This window comes from Glaciihabitans sp. dw_435 (genome assembly GCF_018449675.1).
GTDB lineage: Bacteria > Actinomycetota > Actinomycetes > Actinomycetales > Microbacteriaceae > Glaciihabitans.
In genome coordinates this window covers 48,723-65,186 of sequence record NZ_JAAVUZ010000007.1, presented here as the reverse complement: position 1 = coordinate 65,186, position 16,464 = coordinate 48,723, and the positions used below count along the sequence as shown (strand labels likewise).

Here is a 16,464-nt window from a genome sequence, read left to right as displayed (position 1 = left end):
CGTCCTAGGCGCGTGGGCGCGTGTCTTCGAGGTATTCGACGGTGCGCAGCGCGCGGTCGGACGTTTCTTCTTCGTCGATGAGGGGCTGGTCGATGGATGATTCGACCACAACGACCGTCACGTTGTCGCGTCCCCCGGACCGCAGTGCCGCGGCGACGAGGGCATCGGCGATGGAGGAGCGATCGCCGTCCGCGGCGTGCTGGGTCATGATCTGCGCGATCGCGTCGTCTTCGAGTTCCTTGGTGAGCCCGTCGGAGCAGATGAGGAAGGACTGCGCGCCGATCGCGGGGAGCAGCCAGACGTCGGCGTCGGCGTCCTCCGACGCACCGATGGCGCGGGTGATGATGTTGCGGTCGGGGTGCACGAGCGCTTCCGCTGACGTCAGCACACCGGCATCCACCAGTTCCTGCACCGCAGAGTGGTCAACGCTCAGCTGGATGAGGTGGCGGCCATCCCAGCTGTAGACGCGGGAGTCGCCGATGTTGAAGATCATCCAGTGCGCATAGTCGGCGCCGCGAGCCTCGACGAGGGCGATGCCCACGAGAGTTGTGCCGGACAGAACGCGGGCACCGTCTTCGTCGGAGAAGCCGAGTACCGCGTCGTTGGCGTCACGAATTGCGGCAAGTACCTGCTCGGGCGCGGGGATCGATCCGGCGGCGAAACTGTCGCGCAGTACCGAAACGACGGTCTGGCTCGCGCGGTCGCCGTGCGCGTGGCCGCCCATTCCGTCAGCGACGACAAACAGGGGCGGTTGCGCTATATAGCTGTCTTCGTTGATCGCGCGGACGGATCCGACGTCAGTGGCAGCGCTCACCGACAGGCGCGCTTCACCCGCGGTCAAGGCGACAATGGCGCTGCTGTGCACGGATGCCCCCTCCGGCTAGTCCCGTATGACGCTCTACGGTACCAACACAAGCGCCTCTCAGTTACGACGATTGTGCCGCGAGGCGAAACGTGTCTGTGGTGCAGAGGGCGTGCCGGACGCGATCCACGCCCGGCACGCACTCCTTATTACTCAGCGACGCTACTTGTCGTCGACGGACCCTGCCGGCTCGAGGGCCGCACGATTCTTGTCGATACGGATCTTGATCAGGCTCGCGATTACCGCGACGGCCATGGACAGAATGATCACCGCGAGGGACATGAGGGTCGAAATCTCCGGCGCCCAGTCGACGTGCTCGCCGCCGTTGATGAACGGGAGTTCGTTCTCGTGCAGGGCGTGGAAGAAGAGCTTCACGCCGATAAAACCGAGGATGAACGCGATTCCGTAGTGGAGGTACACGAGCTTGTCGATGAGATCGCCGAGCAGGAAGTACAGCTGGCGCAGCCCCATCAGAGCAAACACGTTGGCGGCGAAGACAATGAACGGACTCTGCGTGATACCGAAGATCGCGGGGATCGAGTCCAGCGCAAAGACGATGTCCGTGGTGCCGATGGCGATGAACACGATCAGGATCGGCGTGAAGATCTTCTTGCCGTCGATCACGGTGCGGATCTTGGCGCCGTCGTAGTCGTCGGTGATGGCGATGCGCTTGCGCAGGAACTTGATGAGCTTGTTTTCGGTTTCGGTCTCGTCATCGTGGTTCGTGAACGCCTGGTTGTAGGCCGTATAGAGCAGGAACAGACCGAATAGGTAGAACACCGCGCTGAAGTTCTCGATGATCGTCGCCCCGAGGAGGATGAAGATTCCGCGGAAGATCAGCGCCAGGATGATGCCCACCATGAGCACCTCTTGCTGGTACTTCCGGGGTACCGAGAACCTGGCCATGATGATCACGAACACGAACAGGTTGTCGATCGAGAGACTGTATTCGGTGAGCCATCCCGCAACAAACTGCCCCGCGTGCTCACTGCCACCAACGAAGAACATGATGACGGCGAAGATCAACGCCAGCACGACGTAGAACGCTACCCAGAGGGCCGACTCTCTGGTCGACGGGATGTGTGGCCTGCGGTATGCCAACACGAGGTCGGCAACGATGATCAGGGTGAGTACGACGAACGAGATGATCTCGAAGGCCAGCGGTAATTCAAGCGCCATGGAGGTCCTTTGGTCAGGAAACGGGTACAGCAGAACCCGAAAGTCTCTCCCTCACCGAAAACGGTGGCCACGTCCGAGGCTTCACCATTGGAACCTGTGCTGACGAACGCGGCTCAGTGGGATACTCCCCTTCACTCTGACGATCGTACAGGACGTTCCCAGATGAGGCCTCCCTAGTATGGGCGCGTGAGCCAATCCCCCGCACCCCACCAGTTCAAAGAGCAATCCCGATGGGTCCAGAGCGTCGGATTCATGATCTTTTTCAGTCGGTGGCTTCAGGCCCCGCTGTACATCGGTCTGATCATCGCGCAGGTCATCTACGTCGTCGTCTTCATGGTCGAGCTGTACCACCTGGGCGGCACCGTCTGGGAGGCGTTCGCGCACCCCGGCGACCACGGAATCGAGATCGATGAGGCCGTCATCATGCTGGCCGTCCTCGGCCTGATTGACGTCGTTATGATCGCAAATCTGCTGATCATGGTCATCATCGGCGGCTACGAGACGTTCGTCTCGAAGATCAAGATCGACGGACATCCCGACCAGCCTGAGTGGTTGTCCCACGTCAACGCGAATGTGCTCAAGGTCAAGCTCGCGATGGCCATCGTCGGCATCTCCTCGATCCACCTTCTCAAGACGTTTATCGAGGTCGGCAGCATCGGCCCCCGCGGCTCCGCGGCCACCGCCGGCGACACCTCCGAAGAGTCGTACACCTGGGACGGCGTGCTCTGGCAGGTCGTCATTCACATCGTCTTCATCCTCTCCGCCATCGCCCTCCAATGGATCGACCGGATGTCCCGTTCCGGCGGTCACGCCGAGCCGGCCCTCGAAGAGGCGCCCCACGCACCCAACGGTCACGCACCCATGGTGTCTGCTCCGGCCGGGTCTGCCGCGATCGGCGGCGCCCCGACCTATGCACTGCCCTACGAGGCCGCGACGCCCGAGGAACTCGCTGCCCGCGAGGTCAAGCGGCTCCAGCTGGCCAACGAGCGCTAATCGCCCACAGTCCGACACAGAGCCGTCCCACCAGCGTGGTGGGGCGGCTCTTCTTAACTCCCGAGGGTCGAATCAACGGAGATCGCTGCAACGGCCTCGACCTCGACGAGTTGGTCCGGGTAACCGAGGACGGTGACTCCCAGGAGCGTGCTCGGTACGGCGTGATCCCCGAACGCAGCGCGGACGATGTCCCACGCCAGCACCAGGTCTTCTCGGTCGCGGGACGCAACAAGGATCCGCGTAGAAACCACATCGCTGATCGTCGCCCCGGCTGCCTGCAGCGCGATCGCCATATTGTCGATGCACGCGCGAGCCTGTCCAGCGACGTCCCCGACTGCGACAGTGGACCCATCGAGGTCAACCGGGCAACTTCCGGCGAGGAACACCAGTCGTGTACCCGATGCCACCACTGCCGCGTGCGAATATCCCGCGTGGCTCGAAAGCAGGCTCGCGGTGATGAGAGAAACGGCAGCTGACATGGTGATGGCTCCTTTGCCGGTGTCGCGTGTGATCTCATCCTCGCAGGGGTGCTGCACTACTCAATGTGCCTTCGGTGGGATACCCACCTGGTCGCCGAAATATTTCGCACAAACTTATCCACATCCCCGGAATTCCGGGCTTTTTGACCCCGAAATGTCAGTGCCAGCCGAGAAAATTTACGTATGGAAATCGATGCAGCGGCTCTCTCCGAGTACCTCGGAATGGGCACCGACGCGGGCGCCGAAGAGGCACTCGTGCCCGACGTCGTGTCGTCGATCGCGTTGCTCGAAAACGTGGCGAGCAGGTCCCTCGATGCGCTCAGCGACGACACCCTGTGCTCGGTGACCGCGCAGATCGAGCAGGCCGGCAGACTCGTCGACGGCATCCGCGCCAAGACCGCCGCAGAGATCGCCCATCGGTCGCGCTACGAACTCGGGACCGAGGGACTTGCTTCCCGACTGGGAGACGCAAAGCCTGCCTTTCTGCTTGAGCGACTGACCCGCATTTCCGAGGCCGAGGCGTACCGCAGAATGAAGCTGGGCACCACGCTTCGCCTTCGGCTGGCCCTCGACGGATCCTTCGAGCCCTACTCCTACCCCCGCATCTCGGGAGCCGTCGAAGCGGGACTCATTGGAGTGGATGCCGCGTCCCGCATCATTAAATGCCTAGACGGCGCGACCGCCGCCCCCACCGACATCGCCACGGCAGAAGAGAGCCTCGTCGACTTCGCACAGGAGAAGTCGACAGACCTCGTTCAGACTCAGGCCCGCATCTGGCGAGAGGCCCTTGACCCCGACGGAGCAGAGCCGCGGGAAGACGAGATTCACGCCCGTCGCGGTCTTCGGGTCGGGCGGGAGAACAATGGCATCTCCCGCATCGTGTGGGACGCGACCCCGGTCGAAACTGCTCACGTCAAGGCGCTGTTCGAAGAGGCACAGAGCGCCAAGGTGCCTCGCTTCCTCTCCGAGGATGACAGCGAGAACGTGACAGTCATTGACGATGATGGACGCGAACGAGTGGTGATCGCCGACAACCGCACGCGGGAGCAACGTCAGTCCGACGTTCTCTTCGGCTATCTCAAGGCCGGAATGCGGGCGAGCGCCAACGAGACCGGCGGCGCCAGGGCGACCGCCACGGTGACCGCGGTGGTAACGCTCGAAGACCTTGAACGGGGCACCGGCGTCGGTTGGATCGACGGCGGTGACGAGCCCGTCTCCATGGCCACGATCCGCCAGATGGCGTGCGACGGCGGTGTTCAAAAGGTAGTCCTCGGCAACTCCGGCGAAATCCTCTACCTTGGCCCCAAACCGCGACTCTTCAGCGACGCACAGCGGCGGGCGATGATCGCCCGGGACGGCGGCACCTGCGCAGTCGATGGTTGTTCAACCTCGGCGCGACAGAGTGAAGGTCACCACGTGATCCCCTACGGCGAGGGTGGTCCCACCGACATCGACAATGCGGTGCTGATCTGCGGCCCCCACCATCGGGATATCCACCGCTCCGACAACCAGATGACAATGATCAACGGCAAGCCCTATCTGCTGGCCCCACCGTGGGTAGATCCGACCCAGACGTGGAAACCGATGGGCCAGAACCGCGCGGTGGCCGTCGCCGAACTCTCCCGGCGCCGGGCGGCCGCTTAGCTGGACCACCGGTTGCGGAGCTGAACTATGCCCACAAGCGCCCACCAGTCTGAGCCGGCTGCCTCGCGAACGGAAACAACCCACACCAAACCGCGCATCGCCCTCGCTACGACAGCAGGTGCTGGTAACTCTCGGGATGCGCGAGCAGGAACTCGTCGAAGGACTGCGGCGCATGACCGGTGACGCGCTGCACATCGTCACTGATCGCCGACAGATCGCCCGCGGCAATCGCCTGGTACGACGTCACCCAGCCCTCGACCTCGAAGTCGGGAGCGTTGAACTTCGCCCGCGAGGCGTACGCCTCCGCCTCGGTTTCACGCTCGTATCTCACTGGCCGACCCGTCGCTTTCTGCAGCGCCGCGGCCACGTCATCGAGCGTCAGCGCCTCCGGCCCGGTGACCCGGTACGTGACTCCATCATGCACGGGGTCACCATCGGCGGCGGCGCGAAGGATCGTCGCCGCGACATCCGCCACATCGTCGGTGCTCACCGCGCTGACGGTGCCATCGCCTGCCGGACCGCGAATGACGCCCTCCGGATCCGTCATGAACGGAAGGTAGTCCTGGTAGAGGCTGTCCTGCAGGAACGTGAACTTCATGCCCGTCTCGCGGATGCGCTGCTCGGTGAAGTAGTGGTGACGCCCGAAGGTGAAGGTGCAGTTTTCAGAGTTGCCCAGGAACGACAGGTACACGATTCGCTCGACACCCGCGGCGAAGGCCGCCGCGACCACCGAGAAGTGCTCCTCCAGACGATTCGGGGCTTCGCGCCCGGAGACGAAGAACAGCGTCTCGACGCCGGCGAGCGCGGTCGTCATGGCATCGGTGTCCCCGTAGGCGGCCTCGCGGTGGGCGCCGCCCGCCGGAAGCTTCGCCAGGTCGCGCCCGATCAGCACATGCTCACCGCCGAGCCGCTCGAGAACCTTGCGTCCGATATTTCCCGATGTGCCCGTCAGCGCGATTGTCATGCTGAGATCGTATGCGGATTGGCGGGCGGATGCCCCCACCCGGCGCCCTCGAACGCGAGCTATCCGGCCGACGTCCCGAACGCGAGACCCAGCGCGTACGTGACGGCCGCGGCACCAAAGCCGATTGCGAGCTGGCGCAAACCGCGCTTGACCGGCGAGGCGCCCGACAGCAGTCCGACGACCGCGCCCGTTCCCAGCAGGGCGATGCCGACCAGAACGGAAGCGACAATCACGGCTGTGATGCCGCTGAGTCCGAACAGGTACGGGATGATCGGGATGATCGCGCCCGACGCGAAGAAGCAGAAGCTCGACAGCGCGGCACCGAAGCCCGACCCGATCGCCTCGTGCTCATCGGGCGCGTCGGCCGCGGGCGCTTCTGCCTTCTCCTGATGCATGCCATCGAGCACCTCAGCGGCATGTGTCTCGGCCTCCTCGATGCTCATGCCGCGAGCGCGGTACAGCAGCGCGAGTTCGTTCGCGTCGACGTCCAGCTGCGGTATCGCCGTCCGAGCTTCAGGATTGAAAGTGGATGCCTCGAGCAGTTCCCTCTGCGACCGCACCGACACATATTCGCCCGCGCCCATCGACAGCGCGCCGGCGAGCAACCCCGCGACACCGGTCAGAAGCACGATTTGGGTGGACACTCCGCTCGCACCGACACCGAGAATCAGCGACAGGTTGCTGACCAGGCCATCGTTGGCGCCAAAGACCGCTGCCCGGAAGGTTCCCGACAGCCGGTTGCGCCCGCGTTCTGCGAGTCCGCGTACGACCTCCTCGTGGATGCGCTCGTCCGCGGCCATCTGGCGCGTGGCATCCTCGTCCTCCTCGTAGGGCGACCGGGACTCTGCACGCTGCGCGAGCGCCAGCACGAAGACCGAACCAAAGCGTCGGGCGAGAAATCCGAGGAACCGGGTGCGGATGTCCCCGCGTCGCGGCTTGCCCACGTTGTCACCTAGCAGCTCGAGCCAGTGCGTCTCGTGGCGGCCCTCGGCCTCGGCGAGACCGAGAAGAATCTCCCGCTCCTCACCCGTGCGCCGGCTCGCGAGATCGCGGTAGACGGAGGCCTCGGCCAGTTCGTCGGCGAGGTACTGACGCCAGCGTTTGATCTGTGCGGGAGTGGGATCCGGTGCAGAGGTGGGGTTGCCCGCGTCGCCCGCGGGGCGAACTTCGGATGTGGGTGTCATGGCGTTCCTTCGGTCGACTTCGGCCGAAGTTCCGCTGGGCGAGAGTTCGGCCAAAGACGCGAAACCCGGGATGAGCGTGTTTCGCTGTGTCTGGCCGAAGGTCTCGTTCGCCGCGTGGATGTCCACGAGGTGGCGCACCGGGCGGATCCTGAGATTCGCCAGCATGTCGACACGCACGTCGCTGCGGCGGTGCCACAGCGAGAACTACTCCCCTTCGATGCCGCCAGTTTAGCCGAATGCCTGCATCGGCGCCCGGAATCGCGGTGCAAGAAACCAGCCGCTGACCCCTGCCGCGAGCGGGCACGGAGTTCTACCCTAAGGACCCATGAACGAGGAAGAAATCCGAACGCTCGCCCGTCGACGCCTGAAAGCCAGGGCTGATTTCACCGCGCTGTTATGGGTGTGGCTCGTCGTTTCCGTGTTCCTCATTGTCATCTGGTGGATGACATCACCGGGCGGCTACTTCTGGCCCATCTGGGCGATTCTGGGCATCGGCGTTGCGGTGGTGTTCCAGGCGATCGAGGCCTACGGAACCCGGCGTTACATCACGGAGTCGGATGTCGACGCCGAGGTCGAACGCCTCAATCGTGGACGCGAAACACCCGGCAGCGGCACAGTCTGATCGGCCCGACTCGTCACCGTCCCCGCCGCCGCCAGCCCGCGCGATCCTTCGTGATCTGAGTTATCGTCGCCACATGACGCGGAACACTCGCTCGTCGGCCCCCGCTCTTCCCTGGCGCCATGTCGCCGTCATGGCGGTCGCGGTGTTGGCCCTCACGGGATGCACCCTCGCGGCGGCGGGCACCGCACCGAGCTCTCCCGCCGCATCTGCCACCCCCGGCCCGATTCGCGTCGTCGGGCAGACCGGCTCCGGCAACGAGACGACCTGCGCACAATCCGAGGTGCAGGTGGTGGTTGACGATGACATACCCATTCCGCTTGCCGGGTGCACCGGCGAACTGGCGAGCGCACCGACCCCACTGATCTTCATCCACGTGGGTGAATCCCTGCTCATCGTCGGTGGCACCGGCCGTCCCCTCGGCGGTGTCATTGCCAGCGGCTCCGCCCTGGCACACGGCGTCGTCGCCTCCGGTTCTGCGCTTCAGCGGGATGCCTCGTTGTTCACGGCCAGTTCGGTGGGGACATCCACCATCCGCCTCACCCGCGGATTCACCTGTGTCGATGCCTCCACGGGCAGGCGGGCCGACCTCGCGACGTGCCCGCTGCTCACCGTGACCATCGAGAACTAGCTTCTACGCGGTATTGCGGCTGCCCTCATCGCGAAGCTCCCGTCCGTGCGCGACGAGCGCGTAGATGATGAGCACGTCCACCGCGATCACGATCAGAGACCACCACGGCTGCACGGGGATCAGGATCATCTGCACAAATGCGCTCAGCGACGCGAGAATCACCGCGACGATCCGGGCCCAACCCGCCCCGCTGAAGAACAGTGCGAGCGCCGCAATCACCTGCAGCGCCCCGATGATGAGATTCCACCAGGCCCAGCCCTCCACATTGAAGATGAAGAGGCTGCCGTTGACGGAGGCGAAGTAGGCATCGGGCCCGACGAGCGCCACGATGCCCTGGATGACGTTGAAGCCTCCGTTGATCACCAGGATCACTCCGGCGAAGACCAGCCAGTCGGCCCACCCCGATGAAGACCGACTGTGTGTGATGTTGCTCATGATGTCGACCACCTTCGTTGTTTGATCTGCCGCCGACCGGGTGATCGACGCAGCCGTTCCCTTGTCGACCACAGTGTGGGAGCTGCGGGATGCCCCGGCCTCACCCTCCACGGATGATGCCGCCCCTCCACACCGCGCCAGAGGATCGAGCCGGGGTTCGACGACGGGCCGGAGCGACATGACACTGGGCGATACTCCGGGGCGGACGTCGGCAGGGGTGCCCGCGGCCTGGCAGGACCGCCTCGCCGCGAGGCATCCGCACTCCCAGTCCGGCTATTGGGTCGTGCTGCTGCTCATTGCGGTCTCGTATGTGTTGTGTGCCACTCAGGCGTCTCCGGATCCGAGCGCACCCGCCCTGCTCGTGCAACTGGCGACCGTCGCGGTCACTCTCTGGGTCGCGCACGTCGGACCGGTGCTTCGTCGCACCGGCTGGATCGTGCTCGCCGTGGCAGCCGTGGCCATCATCGCGGTGCGCCTGGCAGGAACCGAGGGACACGTGCTGGACATCGCGCTGTCCGCCGCCTCGATGCTGGCGTATCTCAGCGCACCGGTCGCGATTCTCTCCCACCAGATACGCCGTGGTCGGGTAGACGGTCAGACCCTGTTGGCGGCCGTCGCGGCCTATGTTCTGGTCGGGATGTTCTTCACATTCGTGTTCAACCTGACTGCGCTGGTGACGGATGTCCCGATCTTCGGCGACGCGCACGCGGACACCCTCACCAGCCAGTTGTTCTTCTCCTTCACCACCCTGACCACCACCGGGTACGGCAATCTCGTGCCCGTCGGCCAGTTTGGCCAGACCGTCGCGATCGTCGAGGCAATCGCGGGGCAACTGTTTCTTGTCATTGCGGTGGCGCGGGTGGTAGCCGGATGGGAGCGACCCCGGCCTTAGTGGCCCGCACGGTCACCCGCCCGGGGTGAGGCTGGCGGCCCGCGCCGACAGGACCATGGGCAGCGATTTCATCGTCGGACCGCGGCTGCCCCGTGCGCCCCTCTGCCCACACTCTCTGCCCGCCCCACGCCCGCCCAGTGAGGAGCAACCGTGACGACGCAAGAGGCGTCGACCTCCAGCACGGAAACGAACAAGCTCAGCGTCCCCCATCGTCGGTGCCGAGCTCGGCCGTGGCCGCGGCGGTGGCCACGGCATGACGTGCCCGATCATTCGCGAGCCGGTCGACTTCTGACCATCGGACACGCGGTCGACCCTAACGAGTGAGTTCGTCCTCAACAAAGGCGGGTTGTGCCAACGTGATCGCGGGGATCGTCGCCACCAGCGCGACGGCGAGCAGGAACACCAGCGGCAGGCTCCACGCGCCGCTCAGGTCGTGTAGCAGTCCGACGAGCAGCGGGCCGAGGGCGCCAAGGGCGTAGGCCACCCCCTGGGCGAAGCCGCTGAGGGCGACCGTGCCACCGTGGGTGCGGGTGCGGGAGTTGATGAGCACGAGGCTGACCGGGAACAGGATCGACCCCAATCCGATGAGCACGACCCATACCAGGGTGAGCGATTCGGGGGCGACCAACAGCCCGAGGAAACCGAGCACGAAGCTCGCGATCCCCGCGACGATCAGCCATCCGACGTTGCGCAGCCGGGCCGCGAGCAAGGGCACCACGAGCGCGCCCGGCACGCTGATGATGCCGGTCACCGCGAGGAGCACGCCGGCCTCAGTTGGGGTCGAACCGGCGACATCACCGAGGATCTCGGGCAGCCAGGCGAAGACCGCGTAGGTGCAGATCGTGCTGGTGGAGAAAAGCAGCGTGATCGACAGGGCCGCGCGCGACCGCCACAGCCGGGTGACGAGCGCGTCAGTCGGGGACTCCACGCTGCCGTCGTCCACAATTCGTGCGCGCCGCTCTCGCACGATGATGACGAGCCACGGCACCAGCGCGACGACCGACGTCACCGACCAGATGCCCAGCGAAAAGCGCCAGCCAGCCTGCGCAGCTAACGGGGCCGCGAGAGCCGCGGGCACGGCCGTGCTCACGCCGACGATGCAGCCGTACACCGCGGTGAGGAGGGCGACCCGGTCCGGGAAGTACCGCCGGACGATGGATGGCAACAGTACGTTTCCGATGCCCGTCCCGGCGAACGCGAGAGCGCTGCCCACAAGAAGAACCACGAATCCCGGCGCGAACGCGCGAACGAGGTGCCCGACCGTCATGAGCACCAGCGCGAGCACGATGCCTCCGTCGAGACCGATGGCGCGGGCGACACGCGGCGCCATGACCCCGGAAGCCGCAAACAGAATGGGCGGCATGGTGCCGAGCAGCCCGACACCGGTGCCCGAGATCGGTATGTCTACGCGAATGTCGCCCAGGATCGGTGATATCGCCGCCACTGCCTGGCGCAGGGTGAACGCAACGAGCACGATCCCCAGCAGCGCCGCGGTGCGTCCGGCCCAGATCGGGAGGCGACGACCATCGGGCATCCCCCGAGTCTAGGTCTCGCCCATGAGCGACTCTCACGATCGACATTGACATCGGAGAGCGGATGTCCCGAGCTCGGGTCAGTCGTCCGAAAACTCTTCCCCGATGAGCCACATGTCGGCGGTGGCCCGGTAGGCCTCCAGGTCATCCGCCGCAAGGATGTCCTGAATAGCCTCCTCGCGTGCAGCCACGTAGACGCTCCTGCCATAAAGATCGTTTCCCACGACCCACGCGCCGTCCCGTGGGATCTACCAGGGCGGACCACTATCTCCGCCTGATCCCGTGACTGGATCAGCACCATCCGTGACGCTGCCATGCAGAATCTGCATCCGACGCCGATAAGGAGTCTCAATGCTCTGGGCGTGCGGGAACCCGGGGCGGCTGGCCCCGTACCCCTCCCAGATCATGAAGTAACAGTCATCGGGTGTCGTCGTGTGAGCAGCAAGAACCCGTGCCAAAGCGCGCGCGGTTGGCTGGAAAATTCCGCCTTCTTGCGGGGCCTCCGCGGCTGACAACGAAGCGACGTCGTTCCACGACGTAGTGGCGTTCATAGCGGTACCCACGATTGACGCCCATGACCGGGGGTGGCCGGTATCCCAGTCGACCGGATTCATCACGCGGGCAAAGGACGCACCGTCCAGACGAAGATGCTCGCCCACGTGCCATCCGCTCCCCTGGCGCCTCAGTAGGTGTTTTGTCTCCGGCGGGATGTTACGGGCGGGGAGGAGTGGCATCTTCGGAGCCTAGAACGCGCAGCCCTCAAGTCCACGGACCCAGCCGTCCGACACGGGATCTGTTGCGTCGCGACCTCACTCCGGGATTCTTCCACCGTTCCGCAGCCAACCCCATTCGATTCCGCCGTGGAGGAAGACGACAGTCCCGTTAGTGTTTCCCCACACGTCGATCCACCCCTCGGGAGTGTTCGGGCGGTCTACCAAGTTCGGCTTACTTCCGGGCTTGATCCTGGAGACGACGTCCGGCGCTACCCAGACGGGCTGGCAGCCCGCGAATCCACCACAGCCACACAGCTCGTACGCCAGTAATGCCCCATCAGCGATGAAATTCGCCGCTCCGTGGGGAGTCGTGGTCTGCCACAGCATCAGAGGCATTCCATCGTGGTCGAAGAGCTCGCCGTCCTCGTTGAACCCGCTGGGGCGTATGGCCGGCTCCTTCGGCACGTCGACTCTGCCCGACGACGGCGCGGCTTCGAGCTCGCGGACAAAATCGGCGAGCGTCGGCTTGTGTTTCTTGGGCACACGCCAATGATCCCGTGGATGCCCGACAAAAGATAGAAATGGTCATCGTCCGACCGAGGGGTATTCGCGCGCTTAGTGGGCGCCGCCGAGCGACGAGCGGAATGTCGCATCATCCAAGGCGGCGACGGGCAGTTCCGGGCGGTCCTTGGCACGGAGCCCATCCAGAAGAAGAACGAGGTAGCGCCGCCACAGGTCGGGGCTCTCGTCGCTCAGCCGGTACACGGCATCGAGCATCGCGAAGATCGGCAGGATGTCTGTGGCGCCGATCCCTTCGCGCGCCACGCCCGCGGCGCGCGCCCTATCAAAAAGCGGTGATACGCCGTCAAGGATTCTGGCGGCGGTCTGATCGAGAGGCGTGCCGGTTGCCGAGCCGAGGAACATCGCCGTCAGGCCGCGATCCCGAGCCTGATTCGACGCGGTCACCTCGAAGAAAGTAACGAGCGCTTGCCACGGGTCAGCGACCTCGAGGGCCTCGTGGACACCGGCCAGTGCTCCCTCGATGGCTTCCTCATACAGCGTCTCGATGATCTGCTGCTTGCTGTCGAAGTTTCTGTAGATGGTTCCCACGCCGACGCCGGCGTGCGCGGCGATGTCCTGCAGTGTCGCCGTGAGCCCCTGCTCTGCGAAGACTTCGCGGGCAGCCTGCACGAGTCGCTGATTGTTGAGAATCGCGTCTGATCGTCGTGCGCGGCTGGGCCTCTCGTCGTCGCTCATCGTTCCAGTCTCGCGGAGTGGGCGAGCACTGAGCTCCGCAGTTGTTCGGCCAAGCACTCGAGCTCTTCTGAAACGGCGGCCGAATCCGTTCGAAGAGGCCCGGCGGCAGAGCTCCGCAGAAAGAGCCTGAAGACAGGGACGAGGATTGCTGCGGGAAGGACGCTGAGGATTCCGAACGGTCTCGGAACCGTCGCGTTGGGCATAGCCGCCAGGCTCCGCTTGAGCTCGTGCACCATCGAGCGGAGCCTGGGCCGATCTTGCGCCAGCGCCTCCGGACCGCCGGCTGCATGGACGGCGAGTCCGAGCGGCACCTCGAATGCGGCGTGGGTGCGGAGCCAGGCATCCATTCTCGGCTCGATGGCGACGGCGAAATTGGCACTGCGGAACATCTCGACGATCCGTTCGAGGCGTTGCGTGGTGCGCCCGTCCGGCTCACCGATCGGCATCGCCAGGCGCGTTAGCCGAGTCTCCGGCCGGTAGCGGACAACGTCGCCGTCCATCACTCCGCCCTGCGTGGGGAAACCGAGAAGTACGCGGTTGTGTCCGACCACGTTTCCCAGCGGTGCGGGGCCAGCGGCCCAGTTCACGAGAAGGAGCACGTCGCCGCGCTGCCCCGCCAAAGAGTGAAGCACCGCGTCCACCTGATGGGTGCGGACGAACACCAGGATGAGGTCCCAATGACCGCTGGGGTTGTCCGTCACGGGAACCGCCACCGACCGTGTGGCACCGTGATCTCCCTCGGCAATCAGCACCCCGTTCTCTCGGATCGAGGCAAGTCGAGAGGCCCGAGCCACGACGGTGACGTCGACTCCGGCTTCGTACAGGCGGACGGCGTGGATGCTCCCGAGGACACCGGCTCCATAGACGAGGATTTTCATGGGGCGACTCCCTGCACTCTGTTGCGGAACAATCTATTCCGCTTCTTGGCAGTGTAACGGAATATTCGGTTCCGGATAATATTCCTCACTCACACGTCGGGACTGTCGCGCCCGCGACCCGCCATCGCCCACTTCAGGATCGGCGCGGCCACTCGCCATTGCGCCGCTTTCCAGATGACTGCCCAGACCCGGATACCGAGTTGCGTCATGGGCACGAACATCCCGACCCGACCGGGCAGGAGCTTCCGCGCCTCCTGGGCAGGACGACGCATCCGGTCCTCGTAGCGAGCGAATGCGTCCCCGATGGGCTCCGTCCCGTCGGCGAGTTCTTGGGCAAGCACTTCCGCGCCGAGCAGCGCGAGCGCCGTTCCCAGCCCTGAGAGCGGGCTTGCGCACCAGGCGCTGTCTCCGAGGAGTACGACGCGTCCGTCGTGCCACTTTGGAACTGCTATCTGGTCGTAGGTGTCCAGAGCGAAGTCTGCGGCATTAGGGGCGCGCGAGACGATCTCAGCGGCCCGCCAACCCACGTCGCGGAATGTTCGTTCCAACAGGTCGAGTTGCGCGGCCCGGTCGCCGCGTGGCGGGAGCGGTTCCGTCGTACGGAACGAAAGGCCAACTTCCTGCGTTCCCGCGTGGCCGGGTCGGGCCTCGACCATCAGCCCGCCGGGTGCATTGTGCATGAGGAACCACCCGTCGAGCGGCGGCGTGTCAGCGCGCTCATCGAGCGTGTACCAGGCGTGCGCGATGCCAAGGGAGTTCCGGAACTGTTCTTCCTCGCCCCATCGGATACCTCGCACCCGCGAGTGGACACCATCAGCTCCCACGACCACGTCAAAGTGATCAACATCGCCAGACCGGAATCGCACACTCACGCCATCCGGTCGGTCGTCCAGTGACTCCACGGTCTCATTGAATCGATAGCGGATCCCGGCGCTTCCGACATTGTGGAGGATGCGGGCCAGGTCAGTGCGCAGGACCTCCTCTTTCGACACGAAACCCTGACCGTCGAAGGCTTCGACCGGCATGGCAGCCAGATGCTTACCCGTTTCGTCGATCCACGCCAGCCCACGCTGTGCCACGAGACTCGCCAGAACGGTGTCAAGAACTCCCATCCGCGCCAATACCTCGCGAGAGCCGGCGCGGAGATCGACGGTCTGCCCACCCTTGCGAAGGCCTGGCGCGATCTCGGCAACGGTTACCCGCCAGCCCTGCCGGTCAAGGAGCACCGCGAGTGCGTCTCCTGCAATTCCTGCTCCGACGATGAGGGCGTGTGCCACAGTTTCTCCATTCGATACAAATGCGACCTTTCTCGCATTAGAGTATGTCGATCGACAAGGTTATGCAAGTAATTTCGCGTTAGCATTGACTCATGGCGCCAGAAACAGGTGAGCTTCGCCCCGGAGGGCGCACCGCAAAGACACGCGAGTCTGTGCATGCCGCAGTACGAGAACTTGTAGCTGAAGGCGGAGCCGCTGCAGTGACAATTGCCGCTGTTGCGACGCGGGCCGGCGTACACCACGCCACGATCTACCGACGGTGGAGAACCCCCGAAGCGCTCGTGCTCGATGTTGCAGCCAGCGATGTCGCAGTGGCATTCGTCATCCCGGCGAGCGGGGACCTCTCAGCCGACCTCACGGCCTATCTCGAACACCTCATCAGCGATCTCTCGCGACCCGGCAGCCTCGGGTTTTTTCGCGCGATGGTGGCCGCCGCTGAGGCTGGTGGCATCGATGCCGCGCAGCAGTTCAGCGGGCCCCGTCTCGAACAGCTTCAGGCGATGCTTGACGCCGACGGGGCAACCGAACTTACCTCGGTCGACCTGTTTGAACTCGTGCTCGCGCCGGTATTCATGTGGGCGCTTCTCTCGGGGATCGGTATCGACTCGGCTGATACAAACGGTCCGAGTGTGGACAGGATCATCAATAACGTGGTCGCTGTGCGGGCCCACCGTAGCGTCGAGTTCGTAGACAACCAAGGCACCTGACGCCTGGCGATGCCACGACGCGGGGCCGTTGCGACCAAGGCAGAATGCAAGAAAGCCCGGCACAATGCCGGGCTTTCTTCGTTGTGACCCCAACCGGATTCGAACCGGTGTTACCGCCGTGAGAGGGCAGCGTACTAGGCCGCTATACGATGGGGCCGTTGCGACAACTTGACGAGTATGCCACATATCGGGGGCTCCTGCCAAAACGTCTCGCCGTT

The 16,464-nt window shown here is 64.7% G+C and carries 18 protein-coding genes and 1 tRNA gene; 7 read left to right on the top strand and 12 right to left on the bottom strand.

Annotated elements, in window-relative coordinates; translation table 11 throughout:
• Nucleotides 1-4: 4 nt before the first annotated feature.
• Nucleotides 5-865, bottom strand: coding sequence for a protein phosphatase 2C domain-containing protein (locus HB677_RS10970; protein ID WP_307852567.1), 861 nt, complete (start codon nt 863-865; stop codon nt 5-7).
• Nucleotides 866-1,024: 159 nt separating this feature from the next.
• Nucleotides 1,025-2,041 carry a TerC family protein gene (locus HB677_RS10965; RefSeq protein ID WP_213815750.1) on the bottom strand — a complete coding sequence of 339 codons (1,017 nt, stop codon included), beginning with the start codon at nt 2,039-2,041 and terminating at the stop codon, nt 1,025-1,027.
• Between the two features lie 252 nt (nt 2,042-2,293).
• On the opposite strand from HB677_RS10965, the gene HB677_RS10960 reads away from it, so the two are divergent.
• Nucleotides 2,294-3,034 (top strand): TIGR00645 family protein, encoded by a 741-nt coding sequence (locus tag HB677_RS10960; protein ID WP_213815749.1) that lies wholly within the window; start codon nt 2,294-2,296, stop codon nt 3,032-3,034.
• A 53-nt stretch (nt 3,035-3,087) separates the two neighbouring features.
• Here the strand turns inward: HB677_RS10960 and HB677_RS10955 are convergent, their stop codons facing one another.
• Nucleotides 3,088-3,513, bottom strand: a complete 426-nt coding sequence (locus tag HB677_RS10955) for a RidA family protein (RefSeq protein ID WP_213815748.1) — start codon at nt 3,511-3,513, stop codon at nt 3,088-3,090.
• Nucleotides 3,514-3,696: 183 nt separating this feature from the next.
• On the opposite strand from HB677_RS10955, the gene HB677_RS10950 reads away from it, so the two are divergent.
• Complete coding sequence (locus tag HB677_RS10950) at nt 3,697-5,157, top strand: HNH endonuclease signature motif containing protein (protein WP_213815747.1); 1,461 nt, start codon at nt 3,697-3,699, stop codon at nt 5,155-5,157.
• 106 nt (nt 5,158-5,263) lie between these two features.
• Here HB677_RS10950 and HB677_RS10945 read toward each other — a convergent pair whose 3' ends face one another.
• The gene (locus HB677_RS10945) at nt 5,264-6,121 is read right to left on the bottom strand and encodes an NmrA family NAD(P)-binding protein (RefSeq protein WP_213815746.1); all 858 of its coding nucleotides are present in this window, start codon (nt 6,119-6,121) and stop codon (nt 5,264-5,266) included.
• Nucleotides 6,122-6,180: 59 nt separating this feature from the next.
• Nucleotides 6,181-7,305 (bottom strand): VIT1/CCC1 transporter family protein, encoded by a 1,125-nt coding sequence (locus tag HB677_RS10940; RefSeq protein ID WP_213815745.1) that lies wholly within the window; start codon nt 7,303-7,305, stop codon nt 6,181-6,183.
• Nucleotides 7,306-7,630: 325 nt separating this feature from the next.
• On the opposite strand from HB677_RS10940, the gene HB677_RS10935 reads away from it, so the two are divergent.
• Nucleotides 7,631-7,927 carry a 2TM domain-containing protein gene (locus HB677_RS10935; RefSeq protein WP_213815744.1) on the top strand — a complete coding sequence of 99 codons (297 nt, stop codon included), beginning with the start codon at nt 7,631-7,633 and terminating at the stop codon, nt 7,925-7,927.
• A 73-nt stretch (nt 7,928-8,000) separates the two neighbouring features.
• The gene (locus tag HB677_RS10930; protein ID WP_213815743.1) at nt 8,001-8,555 is read left to right on the top strand and encodes a hypothetical protein; all 555 of its coding nucleotides are present in this window, start codon (nt 8,001-8,003) and stop codon (nt 8,553-8,555) included.
• Between the two features lie 3 nt (nt 8,556-8,558).
• Here HB677_RS10930 and HB677_RS10925 read toward each other — a convergent pair whose 3' ends face one another.
• Nucleotides 8,559-9,170: a hypothetical protein gene (locus HB677_RS10925; RefSeq protein WP_255546541.1), complete on the bottom strand. Its 612-nt coding sequence runs from the start codon at nt 9,168-9,170 to the stop codon at nt 8,559-8,561.
• On the opposite strand from HB677_RS10925, the gene HB677_RS10920 reads away from it, so the two are divergent.
• On the top strand, nt 9,169-9,882 hold the full coding sequence (locus tag HB677_RS10920) for an ion channel (RefSeq protein ID WP_213815742.1): 714 nt from the start codon (nt 9,169-9,171) through the stop codon (nt 9,880-9,882). The genes HB677_RS10925 and HB677_RS10920 overlap by 2 nt on opposite strands.
• 208 nt (nt 9,883-10,090) lie before the next feature.
• A complete protein-coding gene (locus tag HB677_RS18445; RefSeq protein ID WP_374193817.1) occupies nt 10,091-10,174 on the top strand; it encodes a hypothetical protein in 84 nt (27 codons plus the stop codon).
• A gap of 21 nt (nt 10,175-10,195) precedes the next feature.
• Here HB677_RS18445 and HB677_RS10915 read toward each other — a convergent pair whose 3' ends face one another.
• The 5 genes from HB677_RS10915 to HB677_RS10895 all read right to left on the bottom strand — a co-directional run bounded on the left by HB677_RS10915 (nt 10,196) and on the right by HB677_RS10895 (nt 15,539).
• On the bottom strand, nt 10,196-11,416 hold the full coding sequence (locus tag HB677_RS10915; protein ID WP_213815741.1) for a CynX/NimT family MFS transporter: 1,221 nt from the start codon (nt 11,414-11,416) through the stop codon (nt 10,196-10,198).
• An 807-nt stretch (nt 11,417-12,223) separates the two neighbouring features.
• Nucleotides 12,224-12,670: a hypothetical protein gene (locus HB677_RS10910; RefSeq protein ID WP_213815740.1), complete on the bottom strand. Its 447-nt coding sequence runs from the start codon at nt 12,668-12,670 to the stop codon at nt 12,224-12,226.
• Nucleotides 12,671-12,742: 72 nt separating this feature from the next.
• On the bottom strand, nt 12,743-13,384 hold the full coding sequence (locus HB677_RS10905) for a TetR/AcrR family transcriptional regulator (protein ID WP_213815739.1): 642 nt from the start codon (nt 13,382-13,384) through the stop codon (nt 12,743-12,745).
• Complete coding sequence (locus tag HB677_RS10900; RefSeq protein WP_213815738.1) at nt 13,381-14,262, bottom strand: ketopantoate reductase family protein; 882 nt, start codon at nt 14,260-14,262, stop codon at nt 13,381-13,383. Before HB677_RS10900 ends, HB677_RS10905 begins: the two co-directional genes overlap by 4 nt.
• 89 nt (nt 14,263-14,351) lie before the next feature.
• Nucleotides 14,352-15,539 (bottom strand): FAD-dependent monooxygenase, encoded by a 1,188-nt coding sequence (locus tag HB677_RS10895; protein WP_213815737.1) that lies wholly within the window; start codon nt 15,537-15,539, stop codon nt 14,352-14,354.
• Nucleotides 15,540-15,631: 92 nt separating this feature from the next.
• Between HB677_RS10895 and HB677_RS10890 the strand changes: the two genes are divergently transcribed.
• Nucleotides 15,632-16,246 carry a TetR-like C-terminal domain-containing protein gene (locus HB677_RS10890; protein ID WP_255546540.1) on the top strand — a complete coding sequence of 205 codons (615 nt, stop codon included), beginning with the start codon at nt 15,632-15,634 and terminating at the stop codon, nt 16,244-16,246.
• Nucleotides 16,247-16,330: 84 nt separating this feature from the next.
• Here the strand turns inward: HB677_RS10890 and HB677_RS10885 are convergent.
• Nucleotides 16,331-16,403: transfer RNA gene (locus HB677_RS10885), tRNA-Glu, on the bottom strand.
• Nucleotides 16,404-16,464: the final 61 nt, after the last annotated feature.

Coding starts and splice junctions, on each gene's coding strand:
- HB677_RS10965 (WP_213815750.1), bottom strand. CDS start 2,041: ATGGCGCTTGAATTACCGCTGGCCTTCGAGATCATCTCGTTCGTCGTA.
- HB677_RS10960 (WP_213815749.1), top strand. CDS start 2,294: ATGATCTTTTTCAGTCGGTGGCTTCAGGCCCCGCTGTACATCGGTCTG.
- HB677_RS10955 (WP_213815748.1), bottom strand. CDS start 3,513: ATGTCAGCTGCCGTTTCTCTCATCACCGCGAGCCTGCTTTCGAGCCAC.
- HB677_RS10950 (WP_213815747.1), top strand. CDS start 3,697: ATGGAAATCGATGCAGCGGCTCTCTCCGAGTACCTCGGAATGGGCACC.
- HB677_RS10945 (WP_213815746.1), bottom strand. CDS start 6,121: ATGACAATCGCGCTGACGGGCACATCGGGAAATATCGGACGCAAGGTT.
- HB677_RS10940 (WP_213815745.1), bottom strand. CDS start 7,305: ATGACACCCACATCCGAAGTTCGCCCCGCGGGCGACGCGGGCAACCCC.
- HB677_RS10935 (WP_213815744.1), top strand. CDS start 7,631: ATGAACGAGGAAGAAATCCGAACGCTCGCCCGTCGACGCCTGAAAGCC.
- HB677_RS10930 (WP_213815743.1), top strand. CDS start 8,001: ATGACGCGGAACACTCGCTCGTCGGCCCCCGCTCTTCCCTGGCGCCAT.
- HB677_RS10920 (WP_213815742.1), top strand. CDS start 9,169: ATGACACTGGGCGATACTCCGGGGCGGACGTCGGCAGGGGTGCCCGCG.
- HB677_RS10925 (WP_255546541.1), bottom strand. CDS start 9,170: ATGTCGCTCCGGCCCGTCGTCGAACCCCGGCTCGATCCTCTGGCGCGG.
- HB677_RS10915 (WP_213815741.1), bottom strand. CDS start 11,416: ATGCCCGATGGTCGTCGCCTCCCGATCTGGGCCGGACGCACCGCGGCG.
- HB677_RS10905 (WP_213815739.1), bottom strand. CDS start 13,384: ATGAGCGACGACGAGAGGCCCAGCCGCGCACGACGATCAGACGCGATT.
- HB677_RS10900 (WP_213815738.1), bottom strand. CDS start 14,262: ATGAAAATCCTCGTCTATGGAGCCGGTGTCCTCGGGAGCATCCACGCC.
- HB677_RS10890 (WP_255546540.1), top strand. CDS start 15,632: ATGGCGCCAGAAACAGGTGAGCTTCGCCCCGGAGGGCGCACCGCAAAG.